A 17,922-nucleotide genomic window follows, 5' to 3' on the forward strand; every position below is an offset into this window, starting at 1 on the left:
CGCTATACTTTTTTCTTCACATCCACGGTCTATAGACCGTGGCTAATCAATTTATTTCATTCCTAAAACCCGGCAGGTTTAAAATATGTTAGCTATACAACAACTTTACAAAATTCCATACATCTTCATAGGTATTATAGAGCGGAACGGGGGCTATGCGAATTACATCCGGTTCGCGCCAGTCACAAATTACACCTTCATTGTTCAGTTTTGTATGCAGAGCTTTACCATTTGATTTAGCTCTAATGGAAAGCTGGCACCCGCGTTCACTTGCAGATGCAGGAGTAATGATCTCTATATTACCGTTATTATTTTCATTTACCAGGTATTCTGCAAAGCCCGTCAACATCTCACTTTTTTTACGCAGGTTATCCATTCCGGTTTCATGGAAAATATCAAGCGATGCGCGTAATGCCGCCAGCTGCAAAATGGGCGGGTTGCTGAGCTGCCAGCTTTCAACAGTAGGGATGGGACGGAAATCATGATCCATAAGAAAGCGGGTAGCTTTATCCTGCCCCCACCATCCCCAGAACTTGGGAATATTCATATCAAGCAGGTGCTTTTTGTGAACAAAAGCACCGGCTATGGCGCCGGGACCCCCGTTTAAATATTTATATGAACACCAGACTGCAAAGTCACAGCCCCATTTATTAAGCTCAAGCTTTAAATTTCCTGCAGCATGCGCCAGATCAAATCCTGCCAAACATCCTTTATTATGCGCAGCTGCTGTTATTTTTTCTATTTCAAACGCCTGTCCGGTGTAATAGTTTACGCCGGCAAACATAATTAACGCTATGGAATCACCTTCTTTATCTATCCGCTCGATTAAATCTTCCGTCCGGATAGTCAGTTCACCATCACGCGGTTTCATTTCTATAAGGCATTTTGCAGAATCGAAACCGTGAAATTTGATCTGAGACTGCACGGCGTAGTGATCAGACGGGAATGCGTTTGCTTCGATGAGAATTTTATTACGTTCTTTAGTTGGCCTGTAGAAAGAAACCATCATAAGATGCAGGTTAACGGTAAGTGAGTTCATATTCACCACTTCTTCGGGTTTTGCTCCAACCAAAGCAGCGGTTTGTTCAGTCAGAAATTCATGGTATGGCAGCCATGGGTATTTTGCATGCATGTGCCCTTCAACACCCATTTTTTCCCAGTCGAGCAGTTCCTGCTCAACATACTGCCTGACGGTCTTTGGCTGTAGTCCAAGGGAATTACCCGCAAAATAAATAACATCATTCCCCTCCTTGGTTTTGGGAATGTGGAATTTCATTCTGTGTGAATGCAGGGGATCACTTGAATCCATTTGCAAAGCAAACTCAATTTTATTCTCGTAATTCATTTAATTTTTATTCTTAAGCTGTTCCAGCATTTTTTTAGCATTCTCATTTTTGGGGTCAATCTCCAGTGATTTTTCATAATTCTTTATCGCATTTTTATTATCGCCTGCTATCATGCAACCTTCTCCCATACTGTCATATACATTGGCTGATTCAGGATACTGCTCTATATTAAGCTCAAATATTTTTACGGCTTCTTTATTCAGTCCAACCTGCAGAAGCTGGTAACCAAGAATGTTAAGCTGGCTTTCTTTGAAATTGTATTCTTTTTCCTTTTCGCTGTAAAGGTCCCAGTAAGTATCTATCGCTTTACTAACATTTTTATTTATAATTATTGCCATCAGTGTATCAACAATGGATTTTTTAGGCTTATGCACACCAAGCAGCTCAACATCAAACACAAGTGTAGCGTTTGGCGGAATGATTTCTCCCGCACCACGCTCACCATAAGCAAGATTTGGAGGAAGTATAAGCCTGAACTCATCGCCTATCTTCATTAAGGCTACGCCTTCATCCCAACCGGCTATAACCTGTTTTGCGCCGAGAGTAAATTCAAACGGTTCTTTTCTATCCCTGGAGGAATCAAATTTTTTGCCGTCAAGCAGCCAGCCGGTATAATGTACTTCGGCAACTTTGCCTGCTTCGGATCTTTTACCATTTCCGCTTTTTAATATTATATATTTTAAACCGCTTGAAGTTGTAACTGTATCACTGTTTTGGGCTGATATACTGAAAGTAAGAATGAATAAGAATAAAATTGCTTTTTTCATTTTTATGATTAAAATTATTGGTTAATAGCGTAAATTACAAATACATAAATTAAACTTACAGTCAAACCAGAATATATTAAAAAAGATTAATTTTAGCCGCTGAGTTTACTCAAATTCACTCTTAAATAAATTAAATACCCTAAATAATACCAAAAAAATCATTAAATTTACGGCTATTCTATTAATTTTTTAAGGAGAGCAGCGTGAAGAAGTATTGTTTATTTGTTGCACTATTTTTCATAAATTTTTCCCTCATTTATTCCCAGTACACAAGTCCGGAAAGTGTAGTTTATGATTCTGTATATAACAGGTGGCTGGTAACTAATTCCGGCGGTGTGATAAAACAAAGGAACAATGCCACAGGCGTGGTAACTGATTTTGCGCCATCGGGCTCCGGCAGCCATGGTATAAGGATTTACAACGGCAGGGTTTACGCCTGCGCGGGAAGCACGATAAAAGGATTTTCACTCGCAACCGGAACACAGGAATTTACCGCTACTTTGAGCGGAGCATCGTTTCTTAACGGATTAGGTATAGACCAGTCAACGGGTATTGCGTATATTTCAGATTTTACCGGACAAAAAATTTACAAGCTGAATTTAAATACCGGTGCATGGTGGATCTACGTACCAACTGCAGGTGGACAGCCTAACGGCGTGTATGTTGATTCACCCCGCAACAGGCTGCTTATATGTTACTGGGGAAGCAATGCGGCAATTAAGCAGGTAAATCTTGTTGATTCATCGCTCACTACAATTACAAACACCGGTCATAATAACTGTGACGGAATTTATCTTGATAAATATGATAATGTATATATTTCTTCATGGTCACCTGCTCCCGCTAAAATACTGAGGTATGATATCAATTTTACTTTGCCGGTTACTATAGTAATCAACAGCGGCTTAAGCAATCCGGCTGATATATATATTAATAAAAACGGTGATACTCTTGGTGTACCAAACAGCGGCAACAATACTGTAACATTCCATAATATAGGAAATATTGCGGGGGTACAGCAGGTAAATTCAAATATTCCGGAAAAGTTCGCACTTCATCAAAACTTCCCTAACCCGTTTAATCCTGTTACAAAAATTACATTTGATATTACTGAAAGCTCCGCTAATTTAAAATTGGCAGTTTACAGTACCCTAGGCCAAATGACAGCAATTCTGGTTAATGAAGCGCTGACTGCCGGCAGTTATGAAGTAAGCTTTGATGCGGGTAAACTTTCATCAGGAGTATATTATTACAGGCTTGAAACAGCCAGTTATACTGATATGAAAAAGATGGTACTTATTAAATAAGTGAAAAGGCATCCCGCTAAGCAAAAAAGCGGGACCGTTTAAAGTACGGAAAGTAAAAAAAGGTAAAAAAAATATGAATGAGGGGCTGCGGCCCCTTATTTTTACAAAGAAAAGAGAATTTAGCTTTAATACGTAATTTTAGATAAAGTAATAACTTAAAAAAAGTGTTATTTTAAGTTATGTACATAACCAAATCAATTTCAAACGGAGGTAAAATGAAGCCGTCATATCTACCCGCAAAAACAGCATTAAAAATATTCTTCATCATTACATTGGTAATACAATCCTCAGCCCTGTTCTCTGAAGAATACAGCAAACAGTCGCTGATAATAAAATTCAAACAGGGCACAGAGCTTTTCAGAGATGCCCGCCTATATGCGCCCAAAAGTTTATCGGAGAATCTAGTTGCAGGTTCAGTGAATATGAACCGCAATTCAGCTTTGAATATTTTTATGCAGCAATGTAATATACTCACCCTCAAGGCTCTTAAGCCTGATGCTGATATGACGCCGCTTCACGGAGGGATTGAAAGAATATTTATAATTGAGATCAACCCCGGTGCTGTTTCAATTGAAACAGCAAGGGATTACATATCTAAAAACCTGCAGATCGAATACGCTGAGTTTGATTATATTGGATATGGCGGCGGATATTTTGGCGGAAGTAATTTCTCACAGAATACTTCGCTTGTTCCAAATGATCCTTCGTTTGGTAACCAATGGGGATTGCGGAACACGGGACAGACTATCAACGGAGTTGCCGGCACATCAGGTGGTGATATTAACGCTGTAAACGCATGGGATATAACAACCGGTACTAATTTAATTGTATCAATCCTTGATTCAGGCATGCCGCTCACCCACCCTGAATTTTCAGGAAGGATGCTGCAGGGATATGATTATGCCAACAACGATAACAATCCAACAGATGATCATGGACACGGAACCAATGTTGGCAGCATAGTAGGTGCAAAAGGAAATAACGGATCACTGATGGCAGGAGTAAACTGGAACTGCAGAATAATCCCTGTAAAGATACTGAACGCTTCAAATTCCGGACAGTATTCCTGGTTTGCCTCAGGAATCACTTACGCGGTAGATAACGGCGCAAAAGTTTTGAATATGAGCGTTGGCGGCCAGTCTTACAGCCAGGCAATGGCTGATGCAGTTACTTATGCGTTCAATAACGGCAGAATAGTAGTTGCATGTATGATGAATAACAACAATAATGTCACTTACTACCCAGCCGGACTGAACAATGTAATTGCAATAGGCGCGATCAACAACAGGATGTTCCGCGCAGTACCTTTCTGCTGGGGAGGCGGCAGCAGCTTTGGTTCACACATTGATTTTGCTGCTCCGGGCGAAATGATTTTGGGACTGGTTTATAACAATCCCAATTCAACCAACTACTGGTGCGGCACCTCGCAAGCTACGCCAATGACAGCCGGGGTAATTTCATTGCTGCTTGGTGTGAATCCATCATTGACATTTAATGATATATATAATGCGCTGAAAAATTCAGCGCGTGACCAGGTTGGTCCCGCAAACGAAGATACCCCCGGGTTTGATAATTACTTCGGGTGGGGACTTATCGATTCACGCGGCGCATTAAATCAGGTTATAGGAATTATGCCGATATCCACTATTGTACCTGATAAATTTGGGCTAAAACAAAACTATCCTAACCCGTTTAATCCTGTTACCAAGATCAGGTTCGATATCTCAAAAGGCGGAGAAAATGCAAAGCTTACAGTTTATAATTCAAACGGGCAGCAGGTTGCTGTATTAGTGAATGAAGTGGTATCTGCCGGTACGTATGAGATTGAGTTTAATGCGGGAAATTACGCTTCAGGAATTTATTATTATAAGCTTGAGTCCGGTAAGCTTAGTGATATGAAGAAGATGGTTTTAGTGAAGTAAGACAAAAGTGAAAAGGCAAAAGTGAAAAAGCAAAAAACATGTTACAATAATTTGGAATAATTATTCTATGCTTTCCCAAACTGGAGTTTGGGAAAGAGAAAAGACCACATCTGATTCCCAAACTCCGGAATGGGAAAGAAAAAGCTTAAATCTGATTCCCAAACTCCGGTTTGGGAATCTTTTTATGATGCTACATTACCATACATTTTCTGTATAAGCTCAGTTATTCCCAAAAACTCCGCAGCATTTTTCCACAGTAGTTTTTCTTTTACAACACTGTTAAACTCAGACATTGATTCAATTAACTTTCCCGGCACATGCTCCCCCAAGGGGAAAGGATAATCAGAGCCCATTACAATGCAGTCTTCGCCAATCAGGTCAATTAGGAATTTCATAGCCATTTCATCGTGAACGAGCGAATCAAGGTAAAATTTGCCCAGGTAATTTCGCGGGTTTACTTTATTCCGGGTCTGAACAAGATCAGGCCTTACATGAAAACCGTGTTCTATACGCCCAATTGAAAAAGGGAATGAACCACCGCCGTGTGCGAAGCACACTTTCAGGTTTTTATACTTTTCAAATACGCCGCCAAATATCATAGAGCATATTGCCAGCGATGTTTCAGCGGGCATACCAACAAGCCAGGGAAGCCAGTATTCAGGCATCCTGTCTTTGCCGAGCATATCCCAGGGGTGAACGAATACCGCGGCATTCATTTCTTCGCAGGCGTGAAATATCTCGCAGATATCCGGGTCATCCAGATTCTTACCGTGAATATGAGTTCCTATTTCTATTCCCGCAAGTCCAAGCTCTTTCATGCAGCGCTCAAGCTCTTTAACAGAAAGCCCTGTATCCTGCATCGGCAGCGTTCCAAGCCCGATAAACCTTGATGGATTATCCCTGACAACGTCTGCAATATGGTCATTTAAGAAGCGGGAGAGATCATAAGTTTCACCGGGCTTTGCCCAGTAATTGAACATAACCGGCACAGTGGAAATTACCTGCATTGAAACATTGTGTTCATCACACTCCGCAATTCGTTTGGAGCTGCTCCATGAATTTTCGGTTATCTCACGGAAGACCTTATCGCCTATCATCATTTTGGCGCAGCACGGCTTGTGATGTTCTATTGTAGCAAAACCGTGAGTGTTATATTTTTTGTTCAGGTCAGGCCAGTTTTCAGGCAGTATGTGCGTATGTACATCTATCTTCATTACTTAGCAGGAGGCTGAATTACTGTTCCGCATTTGTTGCAGGTGCGTTTATCCATATCGTTCCAGAACTTTTCAAAAATCGGCGGAAGCTGTGTAACAATATCATCGAGCTTAACGAATTCTTCGTATAGCTTGTTGCCGCAGTTTTCACAGTACCACTGGAAAGCATCAAGCTCTTTTTCTTCACGCTTGCGCTCAATTACCAGGCCAACTGTGTTGGCTGGTCTTTGCGGTGAGTGCGGTATGTTTGGCGGAAGGTAGAACATTTCACCTTCTTTAATATGAATATCTTTGGGCTTACCGTCTTCTATAACTTTAACAACTATATCACCTTCTACCTGGTAGAAAAATTCAGCGCCTTCTTCGTAGTGATAATCTTTGCGTGAATTGGGTCCGCCTACAACCATAACGATCAGGTCGCCGTTCACCATACATTTATTGCCAACTGGCGGTTTTAACAGGTGCCGGTTCTCTTCTATCCACTGCTTAAAATTGAATGAACTTAGTGACATTATTATAGCTCCTTATAGTTATTTTAAATTTCGTTTTACATTCTTAGCCTGTTCAAGATGCCTGCGCTGGTGCGCAGCATTTACTTCAAGTATTACAAACGCCGAAAATTTTATCCAGCTTACTGCCGGAGAAGGTAATTTTATCTTTGTAAGATCCCATGGCGCTGATCTTTCAACCAGTTCCATCCATCTATCCTGAAGCTGCAGGTAAGCCTCTGTTGCTTTTGCTTTGTTAATATTTGAATCAGGCACCCATTTGCCGGGTGATTTGAATTTTTTCTTTACCGGCGGCTCAACGTTTCCGATAAATTTAGTTCCTATCCAGCTGAATTTCATTTCGCCTGAATACCTCAGGTTCTTTTCTTCCAGCTTTTTCAGCCCTTTTTCATAAGTATCGCAGTAATCAACCCCGGTTACAATTAAGTGATCGATACATTCAGCAATTGACCAGCCGTTATCTGCGGGGCGTTTGTTGAATTCGCTTTCTTTTACTTTGGATAAAAACGCTGATGAATCCTTTTTCATTTGGCTGAATTCATCATAGATCTTTTTCAGCTCTTGCGGCATAGCGCTCATGAATATCTATTTCTCCTTTTCTTCTTTGTTTTGCGGAATGAGATCAAAAAAGTGCCAGGGAGCGCTGTAAAAATCACCGGGTCCGAAGAAATCTTTGGATACACGTTTGATATTCCCGTTTTCATCTTTATGGAATACAGATACACCGGGCCAGTAGCCTTCGGCTTTAGTATAGTAGCCCATATCTGCAATGAAATCAGTGCCCGCAGCTGAGTATGTTCTGAATTTCCAACCTCGTGAGGCGGCAAATTCTTTTTGAACTTCCGGGGGATCGGGTGATACCAGAACGAACGCCGCTTTCTTTTCTATATAATAAGCTGCTCCGCTGAAGCCATCTGCCCAGAGCGTGCAGTAAGAACAGGCTTTCCCCATATTATGAACAAGAATGAGGTATTCATTATCACCGAACATTTCTGAGAGCTTTATGTCATTTCCTTCAACATCTTTCAGGATATAATCTTTAACATCTGCTTCGGCAAGCCTGCTAATAACTTTAATATATTTTTTACGAAGTTCCGTTATTTCTTCGGTTATCTTCCGCAGTTTCTTTTCATTTTTTTCCGTTGAAGATGCGCTGCTTTTTTTGGAAACTTTTTCTTTTTTTCCCATATCAATGTATTTAATTAACCTCCCGAAAACTGCATTTTGGGGGGATTTTTGTGGTTTTTAATGGATGAATTCATTAATTATAAAAATAAGTTATTTTATAAACTATACCAATTCTTTTAGAGTAAAACGACTTTTTACTGTGTATAAATATTTGTATTTTTGCAGTTCACACACCTGAGGAATAACCAAAATATATATCATATGCAGAGAGAAATACACAAATGGTTCAGTCCGAACCTGAATAAAGAAATGGAAACTGTAGTTTACGGAACAGGAAACCAGTATGCGCTTTTAATGTTCCCCACGGCGGCAGCTGATTACCTGGAGTATGAAAGGTTTCATTTAATTGAATCATTAACACCATATATTAACAACGGAAAGGTACGCGCAATTTCCATCAACAGTATAAACAGTGAAAGCTGGCTGAATGATGAAAATCACCCGGAATATAAATCAGAGCGGCACAAACAGTTCAATGAATATGTAATAAACGAAGTAGTTCCGTTCATAAAACAAATATGCGGGAATGATGTGCAGATAATAACAACCGGCGCGTCATTCGGTGCGCTTCATGCAGCAAATACTTTTTTCCGCAGGCCTGATATATTTGCAGGCACAATTGCAATGAGCGGTTCATATGACCTGAAGGATTATTCAAAAGGTTATTATGATGAGAACGTTTATTTTAATTCACCAGTAGATTATTTAAGCAACCTGAACGATGAGAATATACTGAACCAGATAAGAGGCAGAAAACACATTTATATCACAACCGGGCAGGGCAGCTATGAAAATCCGGAAGCATCTAAAAATCTAAGCAATGTATTGCATGCCAAAGGCATTGACCATGAACTGGACCTCTGGGGATATGATATCCCGCATGACTGGCCTTCATGGCGCAAAATGCTGCCATATTTTATTGATTCGAAACTGTAAGTTGATTGTCATTCCCGCGAAAGCGGGAATCTTTTTATATGAGAGCTTAAACTGAAAATACACTAATGATTTTAGTAAGGTATAAAATCCCGTTTTAGTTAAGATAATACCTTGACACTATTTAAGGCACGAGGGAATCACTCGCCTCCCAGAAATTCAACAATATTTCCAGAAGGATCAAAACACTGGAACCAATATATATTTTCAGCCATCTTCATTGGTTCATTTTGGATCATCTCAATACCTGAATTTTTTAATTTATCATACATCTTTAAAGCTGATTCAACCCTGAATGTTATTGCTGATTTTACGCCTTTGGGATCTTTAGCAACCGGATTATAATTGCCTTCGACATATATTGCCTGTTCTTTATTAAGCTGATAGAAGCAGGAATTCTCACCCGGCTGTCCTTCGAGTCCCAGCATACCGCTGTAAAACTCATATGCTTTTTTAAAATCATCTACATAAATGCTGCCCATACCGATCGAGGTGATCTTTGTTTTTTCCATAATATATTATCCTACTGATTACTTTTATTCTTATGATAAATGTTATAATTTTATTAACTGCTTATGGAATTCGTGATATTTTATTTTTATCGGTCATTGTTTAAATCAAGAAGATACTCATGCCACGAAACCAGTTTCTATATTGAATTTCGGAATAACATGAAAAATCCGTTTTAAATCAGATATTAACATACCTGTATTCGTGGCACGAGTAATTCACTCCCCGCCAACAAATTCCACAATATTACCTGAAGGGTCGTAACATTGGAACCAATATGTATCCTCATTCATTTTCATAGGTTCTTTTTGTATCGTACGAATAGCATTTTTGCGCAGCTTGGCGAACATCTGTGTGGCGGAGCCGACCTTGAATGTAAACGATACTTTGGTGGTATCGAATCCTGCTTCGGGGGCATCATAGCCGCCTTCGAGGTACATTCCCTGTTCATCATTTACCTGGAAAAAGCAGGCCTTATCACCCATTGGAGAGTAATCTTCGAGTCCAAGCACACCATTATAGAATCTGAACGAATCGCTATAATCTTCAGCGTAAACGCTTCCCATTGTAATTGATTGAATTTTAGTTGAATCCATAGTAGTTAATTTTCAATTTCCACAAAAATATATATTAAAAATCAATATTTCAGTATAAACTGGAAGTTTATTTAAACCAAAAAAACAATGGCATCAATACAGCAACAATCACAGCCCATACTGCATAGATCGGCAGCATATCAGACATGCTTTTTTCAACACTTTCAGCTTCAGCTTTTTTACGGATAAACTGAAAAAGCTTGAATGTAATTAATATCAGATTGGAGAAGAGCAGTAGGTTTGCTCCAAGCACTGCAATCCTGTTAGGAGTCAGCCCGAAGGAAAACAGCCTGTAAATAATAGCCGAAAGCGCGATTGAGTTTATAACCAACGCTTCGATGGAAAGCAGAAGCAGTATTTTATTGTAAATTGACCTGTGATTTTCTGCACTGCCTGAAAATGTGAAAACAACCACTGCAATTATTGCGCCCAGCAATACGTTAAAAACTATGAGCTCTTCCCTGTTATTAAATGGATCTTTAGCGAAAAATACCAGCGCCGCCAAAAAACCAGTCATAGCAATGAACATTAAAGGCGTAAACAGCTTTGAAATAAAAGGAGCTACCCTGCTGATAATTTTAGGCGAGGTTTCTATCATATAATTGGCTGCAATCGGCGCAGAAATTAGCCCGTAAACAACAACATATTCTTCTATTACAGTATCTATCCTTACTTTAATGACGCTGAACATTGCAGCACTAAGCATTGTAAGCAGCATACCGGCACAAAGAATGACCCCTGTCAGTACAAAAGTATCTCCGTTGCGTTTTAAAAAGTTCATCCTTGCTTTTCTTGAGCTAATATCAAAATTAATATATGAAGCTCCCAGCAGGACCCATGTTATAAATGAAAAATGGATCGCTGAAAGTATCCTTGTCTGGCTGGTTTCCTGCCACGGGATAAAATTCATGAACCCGATACCAAACAGTACAACAGAAAATACAGCGATAATTTTTTTACTGTCAGCTTTAAACTTAAGCAGGTAGAAAAGCGCCAGTGCAGGGAAAAGCAAAAACGGCAGATTATTGGGAATAAAATACTGTGCTTCAAGACCGAAAATTTTGGGGAATTTTAAAATTGTGCCGCATACCAAAGCCGCTATTACGGTATATAAAAGATTGAACTTTCCGTTATTCCCGCCCAAAAGATCCTCAGCGGAATCATTATCTGCGGCAATGTTCAATGTTTCTTCGGTAAGCCTTATTTTCCAGAATTGGGCAAGCGGCTCTTCCTTAATTTCCGGAAATATTTCATTAAAATTATTTGTAAATTCAGTATAGTTCTCGCGGTAAAGCTTTTCAAGCATAGAGGGATTTTGGATGTTTTCCAAAATATTTTGTTTCATTTTGGTTTGTAATTAAATTTTTTGAATTATGTTTTAATTTCTGCCAACGGGAATATTGCCTAATTTCTGAAGGTCATGATAAAGATATATGAATATAATGTAACTTATGTTAACTGTTATAATAGTTAAGTTTAAAAAGCTTTTTCTGTACACCAAAAGCTCAAGTTCTTTAGTATCAGCCTTTTTAGAATTGATAAAAATAATATCTGCAAAGCAAATTAACAGTGAGACAAGCGAACAAACGTTCATAACAACGTACGGGTTTAATGTTTTCTTAATTGTAAAAAGCGCTTCATAAAACAGCTCTGACTCAACTGCCCTCAGCAGTATTGATATAATTATCATTGTTGAAGGAAGCAGCAGAACCAAACCCGTAAATGTGGTTTTATCAAAATACTTTTCCATATCCGTCATCTTTGATTCTGCCTTCTATCAATATCAGGTGCATTCAGCTTTGGTGTTTCTTCAATCTTCGGCTCATTTTCACGGGCATTAATATCATTATCATTTCGCGGCACTGTTTCAAGATGCTCATTTTTATCGATCACATTATTTTTCAGGCTGTCTAAATTTTTCTTTTTGAGCGGGAGGTAAATTTGCGACCCGTTTTCTTTGTAATATTGTTTGGTTCTTTCATCCGGCAGATTCCACGAAAGCCATGAATAATTTTCCTGGTTAATATCAAAGCTTTCAACACGCTGCTTGTAAACAGTAAGCCCGTTGTTATAGTCACTGAAAATAAAGCTGTATTCCAGGAAATCCCTGTTGAGGACATCCCTGTGTTTATCAAGAACAGGAAGCGCATCATCATTTAGCTTCAGCAGGTAATCAATATCAATTTTATCTTTTGCGGGATTTTTAAGATTGAATTCGGCAATTGTAATATCCCAGCTGAATGAGCTCATGATCAACAGCATTAATATTGCCGCCATGCTGTTGACCTTAAAAAGCCAGAACGTCGTTCTTTTCTGATGAATTTTTAATATCATTGTAACAAGCCCGGTAAGCGTGAGGATAATGAAAATCATAACGCCTATTCTTTTATATGAAAGCGCAAAGTAATGCTCTATGTAATAGATATTCCTGAGGGATACCGATACTGCCATAAAAGCGTTCTGAACTATCCATGTATATGCAAGGAGCTTTAATGTTTTGTTTGAAGCCAGGTAATTCTGCGAACCGCGGAATATTACCAGTAATATTGCCATTGAAAGCAGTATGCTGAAAATGAGATAATAAGTGCCTTCATGGACATAGTACGCAATGTTCTCAATATTTGCCGCATCAAAGCCAAGCCACGTAACCTGTATATCAATTACATTCAGAAGCAGCAGCAAAGCATTCATCATTACAAGCAGTACAATTCCCATTTTTGTTTCAAGCTTAAGCGAGTTTGGCTTAAAGCGGTATGAAAAGAGGGTATACATTAAATGTGATTTCGGTACAGGCTTAGTGCGTGAGTGCACCTTGAATATTTTATCACGCTGCAATGAATCGTGGAATGAGTTATCAAGCTCTGTAAATACCCTGATATTATTGTTATAAATAAAAGCGGTAATTAACATTAATCCCAGCAGGATATAAAAGAAACGAAGTATGGGATAATTTATAAAAATATCATACAGGTAATTCCCAATTGAATCCCAGAAAGTAACTGAGTATGAGTTGAAGACCGGATTGGAATAAGCGTAAATGGAATAGAATATCACAAAAAATATTAGCGGTATAAAGGCAAGCTTAACGAACTTTAGAGCCAGCTTAAACGCCCTGAACTTTGAAGCGAAATACCTGAGCTCAGTATATATGTTATACGGAAAGATCACAAAACTTGAAACTGTGGTAAGCACTGCGCTGTAGACTGTCTGAAGCTGCGGCTGGTGAATGTACCCTGTAAAGATCATAAAACAAACAAATGCTGCAAATTTGGCGTAACCGGAGTTTATGAACAAAACCATCGCCGAGGCATACAAAGCAGCAAGCATCGATACAATGACATTTTTATTTTTAATATTCTCTTCATTCATAAAAAGCTGGGCAACGATTCCGAGAGAGAAAAAAATAAAAATGTTCAGCCCCAGCTTTTCTGACCAGAAGAAAAAATTATAGATTACCAGAAGCGCAATTGTAATAATGAACCTGGGCTTATGCATGTTGGGGCCCTCCGGATATGATGATCTTTTTCATGATTTGTTTTTTCAGCTTCGCGCTTTATTTTGCGCTGCTGTTTATTAACCTTTCAAGTGCGTCTAAATGTTCGTTAAATGCTCTCCTTCCTGCAGCTGAAGCTGAATATGTTGTATTCGGCTTTTTGCCTATAAATGATTTATTGACCTTCACATATTTTGCTTTTTCAAGTGATGCCATATGGCTGGCAAGGTTCCCGTCAGTAACATCAAGGTGGGTTTTAAGGGAATTAAAATCAACCCAATCGTTTACCATCAGCATTGACATGATCCCAAGCCTGATCTTGCTTTCAAAGAGCTTATTAATATTTACGAGGATATCCTTCAATTTGTTCCGCTTAACAGGCTGAAATTCAATTATTTATTTTCATATTTAAAATACATCACTAATCCGTAAAGAATATTAAGCAAACCGAATCCTGCACCCCAGAAATATATAGCTTCATTAAGGAAAAGCATTGATATAAGCCCGAGCAGAATTTCAGAAACACCGAGCCATTTTATTTCACTTAAAGTGAACTTACCGGCGTTCAATAGGGCAAGCCCGTAGAACACAAGCATTGAAGGCAGCACAAGCCAGTCATAATATTGATATATAAGTATAAGGCAGAAAACTCCCCCGGTTACAAGGGGTAAGAACAGGTTCACTACCAGTCTTTTTGCGGAGCCATCCCAAACCGGGTACCCGTTCTTTTTTGCCTTCCTGGCGGTAAAGTATATTGCCGCAAGGAAAGTTATAACAAGTACAGCCGCAGATACTGTAATTCCGAAAATTATGAAATCAAGACGCGTTTCAGCGGATATCATTGGTGAGCTGGAATAATCCATAAACCTGAAAAGCTTTTGATGAAGGATAAATGCCGCTATCAGGCCCATTATACCGGCGCTTATACCTGATAGCCCGCTGAGCGATATAAAGCTGCTGGAACGCTCCATCAGGCTTCGTATCTCCGTCAGGTTCTTTAAATGCTGCTGGTTTGAATCCATTTCACTGTTTCCGGGTTTATTCTGCTCCATTGTTCAAGAATTTGGTTTCTGCTAAAAAGTACTTTGTAATGCAAAGTTAATCGAAGAAAATTGAAATGTCAAGGATTAAAAGAAAAAAACTATGGTATTTGGTGATTGGATATAAAAAAAGGCTCCTTGCGGAGCCATTAAATTTCATTTTTTTTTCTGTAACAAAACAGAACCATTATGTTCTTTCTATTCTTAAGCTGATGCTTTTTGAATCAGCTCACTTTCGCGTTCATCTGATAATCCTGCAACAGGAGCCTTCCATCCCAAAGCAGAATAATAATCCACGCATCGTTTAACGCTTTCATTGAAGTTATGGAAGAAAACGGGGAAATCATTTTCTGCCCTTGAATTATCAAGGCACATATTCATTGCTCCAACCCATACTGGCAGGTCAGCCCACGGCTGAATTTTATTTTCTTCGATGAAATCCATAGATACATCGATTAGTTCAGGTGTTTTACCGGTCAGCACAGAAGCAGAATTAATATATTCCTTAAGTGTTACCGGTTTATGGGTTACAGCGTTATAGATCCTGTTATGCTCCTTCACATCTATAGCTGCCCTAATAAGCTCTGCAAAATCCTCGCTGAATGTTGCTGTAAAGCTTTCTTTGCCGCCATCAGGAAAAAGTATTTTTTTATTATTATGCACTTTGTACAGCCAGTAATAGAACCTGTCAGTGTAATCATACCTGCCGTATATCAGCCCGGGCCTGAAGATAACTGAATCCAGCCATTTTTTATTAAGCAGGATCCTTTCACACTCAGCTTTTTTTTCACCGTAAGTGGAATTAACATCAGGATCTGTTTTCTGTTCTTCGGTACATGGCAAGGTTGGCGCATCTTCCTCCAGCGGCTTGCTCCAGAACTCCGGGTCGTTCATAGGATAAACACTTGCAGTGGAAATAAATATATACCTTCCAACCTTACCATTTAGCATTTCGGTGATCTCATCCAGGTTTACAGGATACATACAGCTGAAATCTATGACAGTATCCCAGTCTTCATCTGCGATCTGTTTTATTTCTTCAGGATTAAGTCTATCCCCCTGTATATGCCGAAGCTCAGGGAAAATTCCGGGAGAGCGTTTGCCGCGGTTAAAAAGTACGGGCTGTATATCAAGCTTTATGAGGTTTTCGGTAAGGATCCTGCCAACGAACCCTGTGCCGCCTAAGATGAGAATTTTTTTCATATCAATAATTTTACGTATTATAAAAAAGTTTCAGAAAGGAGGGCACAAAAAAAGCGGAGCTAAGCTCCGCTGTAAATTTAAATACTTATTTTATTAACTGAAATATAAATCTATATAACCGTTCACTTGTTATCATGGAAATCAAGCTCTTCAAGATCAATGAGTATCTTCCGCGCGTTCAGAATATTTTCATCTCCTGTTACCTGGATCTCTGTTACTCCGTTTTTGCTGATCGAATAAATGATTCCTGCATCGTTAAGTAATGATTCAGCCACTGAAATAATTGACGTATTACGTGATGCCAGAACTGTCTTTGGCTGGTTGTTTTTAGCCATATTAAACTCCACGAAATTTGCTATTTGCAATATTTATACTTTTATATTAACGTAAAATAAACTAAATATTGCAATGTAGGAATACCTTAAAGACGTTAGGCTAAAAATAAAATAAATCTATGTTTATTAATGATATAGAAACGGTTATTTTTTCCGGGCTTTCATAAATGATGCAATATCCCGTTTTACATTGTCCTTTTTTGAGCCCAGTTCCTCAATTATTCTTTCCCTGTCGCCCTCTGTTCTGTTTTGGCTTAATTTGAATTTCCCTTCAATTTCTTTTATTTTTATGCTGAAAGCAACAATTCCATCGAGTAAACCGTTTTTATAATCTTCCGGTAAGCTTTCCCACTGCATTTGATACTGAGGCTCGAAAACTTTGAATGAATCTTCAAGCACAGCAATTCTTTCTTCTAATGAATGGTGAATTTGAGGCACACCGTAAGCGTGTACTGCGATGTAGTTCCACGTAGGTACACTCACCGGGTTATCGTAAAGCTTAGGTGATATATATGCATGCGGTTCCTGGAAAATAACAAGCACTTCTTCATCAGCTTTAAAATTAGCCCACTGCGGGTTTGCCTTAGCCATATGCGCTCTTAGAATAATTTCACCGTCATTTTTTTCAACCAAAAAAGGGAGGTGAGTTGCCCAATATCTTTTCTTTGCGGTATTGACCAATGATGCAAAGTTGTATTGCTTCATGAATTCAACTAACTTCGCTCTTTCATTCTCTTCGAAATGTTTTGGAGTGTACATTTGGCAGTCCTGGATTTTTGGTGGCAGAATTTTTTACGATAAGACTTCAAAAGTCTTATCACATATTATATAAATAAGATTCATCTGAAAATACTATGACAAAAACAGACTTTTGAAGTCTTACGAACTTCAAAGCTCTTTACTTAAGATTACACTCTTATAATTAACATCAGGCCATTGCCAGTAATGGATATATTCATATCCGCGGTTATTGTAATAATCAATTAAATGCAAAGCTTTCTCGGATGTATCAAGCACTACACGCTTTTTATTTCTTTTTATGGCAAGTGATTCAACAAAATCCATTAACTTTGAGCCAAGGCCGTGCTTCTGCAGAGCCGGCTCAACAGCAAACTTGCCTATTAGCACAGAATCATTTTGTTTATAAATTTCCGGGGCATCATCCCACATAGTAGTATAATAGAATACAGTACCGGTAAGCTTGCTGCTTGCTTCAAGAATGTAACACTCCCCTTTTTTCAGATAATTCCGTGTGTATTCAGCACTTTGAAATGTTGCAATGAAGTTCAGCCCCATATCAGCAAGCCTTTTATATGCACGGTGCAGAAGGTCTGTTAGCTCCTCAACAGAATCTTTAGATTCATCAAAGAGCCGGATTGTATAATTTGTGTTATTTAAAGTGAATGTTTTCATTGGCAGTGCATTACCCCTACTTCGAACACAACTGCGTTGCGTTCTCTTCTCCCCCTGTTAGGGGGAGATCAAGAGGGGGTATTTTCATTTCCCGCTCTGAAGAGCGGGGCAAATCAAAATCTAATTATTAACAGACAAAAATTCCT

At 38.9% G+C, this 17,922-nt stretch carries 20 protein-coding genes; 3 read left to right on the forward strand and 17 right to left on the reverse strand.

Annotated elements, in window-relative coordinates; all coding sequences use genetic code 11:
- Positions 1-88 precede the first annotated feature (88 nt).
- Complete coding sequence (gene kynU / locus J0M37_15970; protein ID MBN8586585.1) at positions 89-1,345, reverse strand: kynureninase; 1,257 nt, start codon at positions 1,343-1,345, stop codon at positions 89-91.
- Positions 1,346-2,113 carry an FKBP-type peptidyl-prolyl cis-trans isomerase gene (locus J0M37_15975; protein MBN8586586.1) on the reverse strand — a complete coding sequence of 256 codons (768 nt, stop codon included), beginning with the start codon at positions 2,111-2,113 and terminating at the stop codon, positions 1,346-1,348.
- Positions 2,114-2,316: 203 nt separating this feature from the next.
- Between J0M37_15975 and J0M37_15980 the strand changes: the two genes are divergently transcribed.
- The gene (locus J0M37_15980; protein MBN8586587.1) at positions 2,317-3,420 is read left to right on the forward strand and encodes a T9SS type A sorting domain-containing protein; all 1,104 of its coding nucleotides are present in this window, start codon (positions 2,317-2,319) and stop codon (positions 3,418-3,420) included.
- Between the two features lie 215 nt (positions 3,421-3,635).
- Positions 3,636-5,342, forward strand: a complete 1,707-nt coding sequence (locus J0M37_15985; protein ID MBN8586588.1) for a S8 family peptidase — start codon at positions 3,636-3,638, stop codon at positions 5,340-5,342.
- Positions 5,343-5,524: 182 nt separating this feature from the next.
- On the opposite strand, the gene J0M37_15990 is transcribed toward J0M37_15985, so the two are convergent.
- From J0M37_15990 to J0M37_16005, 4 genes are read right to left on the reverse strand one after another with little or no spacing between them, the layout of a single operon-like run.
- Positions 5,525-6,556, reverse strand: coding sequence for an amidohydrolase (locus tag J0M37_15990; protein MBN8586589.1), 1,032 nt, complete (start codon positions 6,554-6,556; stop codon positions 5,525-5,527).
- Positions 6,556-7,068: a 3-hydroxyanthranilate 3,4-dioxygenase gene (locus J0M37_15995; protein MBN8586590.1), complete on the reverse strand. Its 513-nt coding sequence runs from the start codon at positions 7,066-7,068 to the stop codon at positions 6,556-6,558. The genes J0M37_15990 and J0M37_15995 overlap by 1 nt, the downstream gene beginning before the upstream one ends.
- 18 nt (positions 7,069-7,086) lie before the next feature.
- Positions 7,087-7,644, reverse strand: coding sequence for a DinB family protein (locus J0M37_16000; protein MBN8586591.1), 558 nt, complete (start codon positions 7,642-7,644; stop codon positions 7,087-7,089).
- A 6-nt stretch (positions 7,645-7,650) separates the two neighbouring features.
- Complete coding sequence (locus tag J0M37_16005) at positions 7,651-8,253, reverse strand: DUF899 family protein (GenBank protein ID MBN8586592.1); 603 nt, start codon at positions 8,251-8,253, stop codon at positions 7,651-7,653.
- A 201-nt stretch (positions 8,254-8,454) separates the two neighbouring features.
- Here J0M37_16005 and J0M37_16010 point away from each other — a divergent pair, with 201 nt between their 5' ends.
- The gene (locus tag J0M37_16010) at positions 8,455-9,189 is read left to right on the forward strand and encodes an esterase family protein (protein ID MBN8586593.1); all 735 of its coding nucleotides are present in this window, start codon (positions 8,455-8,457) and stop codon (positions 9,187-9,189) included.
- A gap of 137 nt (positions 9,190-9,326) precedes the next feature.
- On the opposite strand, the gene J0M37_16015 is transcribed toward J0M37_16010, so the two are convergent.
- From J0M37_16015 to J0M37_16065, 11 genes are all read right to left on the reverse strand, one after another.
- Positions 9,327-9,698 carry a VOC family protein gene (locus J0M37_16015; protein ID MBN8586594.1) on the reverse strand — a complete coding sequence of 124 codons (372 nt, stop codon included), beginning with the start codon at positions 9,696-9,698 and terminating at the stop codon, positions 9,327-9,329.
- 216 nt (positions 9,699-9,914) lie between these two features.
- The gene (locus J0M37_16020) at positions 9,915-10,292 is read right to left on the reverse strand and encodes a VOC family protein (GenBank protein ID MBN8586595.1); all 378 of its coding nucleotides are present in this window, start codon (positions 10,290-10,292) and stop codon (positions 9,915-9,917) included.
- A gap of 67 nt (positions 10,293-10,359) precedes the next feature.
- Complete coding sequence (locus J0M37_16025) at positions 10,360-11,637, reverse strand: hypothetical protein (protein ID MBN8586596.1); 1,278 nt, start codon at positions 11,635-11,637, stop codon at positions 10,360-10,362.
- Positions 11,638-11,670: 33 nt separating this feature from the next.
- A complete protein-coding gene (locus tag J0M37_16030) occupies positions 11,671-12,042 on the reverse strand; it encodes a hypothetical protein (GenBank protein MBN8586597.1) in 372 nt (123 codons plus the stop codon).
- 5 nt (positions 12,043-12,047) lie between these two features.
- Positions 12,048-13,787: a DUF4173 domain-containing protein gene (locus J0M37_16035; GenBank protein ID MBN8586598.1), complete on the reverse strand. Its 1,740-nt coding sequence runs from the start codon at positions 13,785-13,787 to the stop codon at positions 12,048-12,050.
- 58 nt (positions 13,788-13,845) lie between these two features.
- Complete coding sequence (locus J0M37_16040) at positions 13,846-14,148, reverse strand: transcriptional regulator (protein ID MBN8586599.1); 303 nt, start codon at positions 14,146-14,148, stop codon at positions 13,846-13,848.
- Between the two features lie 29 nt (positions 14,149-14,177).
- Entirely contained in the window at positions 14,178-14,837 is a 660-nt protein-coding gene (locus tag J0M37_16045) for a hypothetical protein (protein ID MBN8586600.1), read from the reverse strand.
- A gap of 192 nt (positions 14,838-15,029) precedes the next feature.
- Positions 15,030-16,028 carry an NAD-dependent epimerase/dehydratase family protein gene (locus tag J0M37_16050; protein MBN8586601.1) on the reverse strand — a complete coding sequence of 333 codons (999 nt, stop codon included), beginning with the start codon at positions 16,026-16,028 and terminating at the stop codon, positions 15,030-15,032.
- A 122-nt stretch (positions 16,029-16,150) separates the two neighbouring features.
- Positions 16,151-16,363, reverse strand: a complete 213-nt coding sequence (locus tag J0M37_16055; protein ID MBN8586602.1) for a hypothetical protein — start codon at positions 16,361-16,363, stop codon at positions 16,151-16,153.
- 144 nt (positions 16,364-16,507) lie between these two features.
- A complete protein-coding gene (locus J0M37_16060) occupies positions 16,508-17,122 on the reverse strand; it encodes an FMN-binding negative transcriptional regulator (GenBank protein ID MBN8586603.1) in 615 nt (204 codons plus the stop codon).
- Between the two features lie 129 nt (positions 17,123-17,251).
- Entirely contained in the window at positions 17,252-17,776 is a 525-nt protein-coding gene (locus tag J0M37_16065; protein ID MBN8586604.1) for a GNAT family N-acetyltransferase, read from the reverse strand.
- Positions 17,777-17,922 lie beyond the last annotated feature (146 nt).

Source organism: Ignavibacteria bacterium, from assembly GCA_017303675.1.
Taxonomy (GTDB): Bacteria; Bacteroidota; Ignavibacteria; order Tepidaquicellales; family OLB5; genus OLB5.

Bases quoted from the DNA above. Each gene is read 5' to 3' on its own strand.
- J0M37_15990 (MBN8586589.1), bottom strand. From the start codon at position 6,556: ATGAAGATAGATGTACATACGCACATACTGCCTGAAAACTGGCCTGAC.
- J0M37_16000 (MBN8586591.1), bottom strand. From the start codon at position 7,644: ATGAGCGCTATGCCGCAAGAGCTGAAAAAGATCTATGATGAATTCAGC.
- J0M37_16050 (MBN8586601.1), bottom strand. From the start codon at position 16,028: ATGAAAAAAATTCTCATCTTAGGCGGCACAGGGTTCGTTGGCAGGATC.
- J0M37_16015 (MBN8586594.1), bottom strand. From the start codon at position 9,698: ATGGAAAAAACAAAGATCACCTCGATCGGTATGGGCAGCATTTATGTA.
- J0M37_16035 (MBN8586598.1), bottom strand. From the start codon at position 13,787: ATGCATAAGCCCAGGTTCATTATTACAATTGCGCTTCTGGTAATCTAT.
- J0M37_16030 (MBN8586597.1), bottom strand. From the start codon at position 12,042: ATGGAAAAGTATTTTGATAAAACCACATTTACGGGTTTGGTTCTGCTG.
- J0M37_16005 (MBN8586592.1), bottom strand. From the start codon at position 8,253: ATGGGAAAAAAAGAAAAAGTTTCCAAAAAAAGCAGCGCATCTTCAACG.
- J0M37_15995 (MBN8586590.1), bottom strand. From the start codon at position 7,068: ATGTCACTAAGTTCATTCAATTTTAAGCAGTGGATAGAAGAGAACCGG.
- kynU (MBN8586585.1), bottom strand. From the start codon at position 1,345: ATGAATTACGAGAATAAAATTGAGTTTGCTTTGCAAATGGATTCAAGT.
- J0M37_15985 (MBN8586588.1), top strand. From the start codon at position 3,636: ATGAAGCCGTCATATCTACCCGCAAAAACAGCATTAAAAATATTCTTC.
- J0M37_16055 (MBN8586602.1), bottom strand. From the start codon at position 16,363: ATGGCTAAAAACAACCAGCCAAAGACAGTTCTGGCATCACGTAATACG.
- J0M37_16010 (MBN8586593.1), top strand. From the start codon at position 8,455: ATGCAGAGAGAAATACACAAATGGTTCAGTCCGAACCTGAATAAAGAA.
- J0M37_15975 (MBN8586586.1), bottom strand. From the start codon at position 2,113: ATGAAAAAAGCAATTTTATTCTTATTCATTCTTACTTTCAGTATATCA.
- J0M37_16065 (MBN8586604.1), bottom strand. From the start codon at position 17,776: ATGAAAACATTCACTTTAAATAACACAAATTATACAATCCGGCTCTTT.
- J0M37_16045 (MBN8586600.1), bottom strand. From the start codon at position 14,837: ATGGAGCAGAATAAACCCGGAAACAGTGAAATGGATTCAAACCAGCAG.
- J0M37_16060 (MBN8586603.1), bottom strand. From the start codon at position 17,122: ATGTACACTCCAAAACATTTCGAAGAGAATGAAAGAGCGAAGTTAGTT.
- J0M37_16020 (MBN8586595.1), bottom strand. From the start codon at position 10,292: ATGGATTCAACTAAAATTCAATCAATTACAATGGGAAGCGTTTACGCT.
- J0M37_16025 (MBN8586596.1), bottom strand. From the start codon at position 11,637: ATGAAACAAAATATTTTGGAAAACATCCAAAATCCCTCTATGCTTGAA.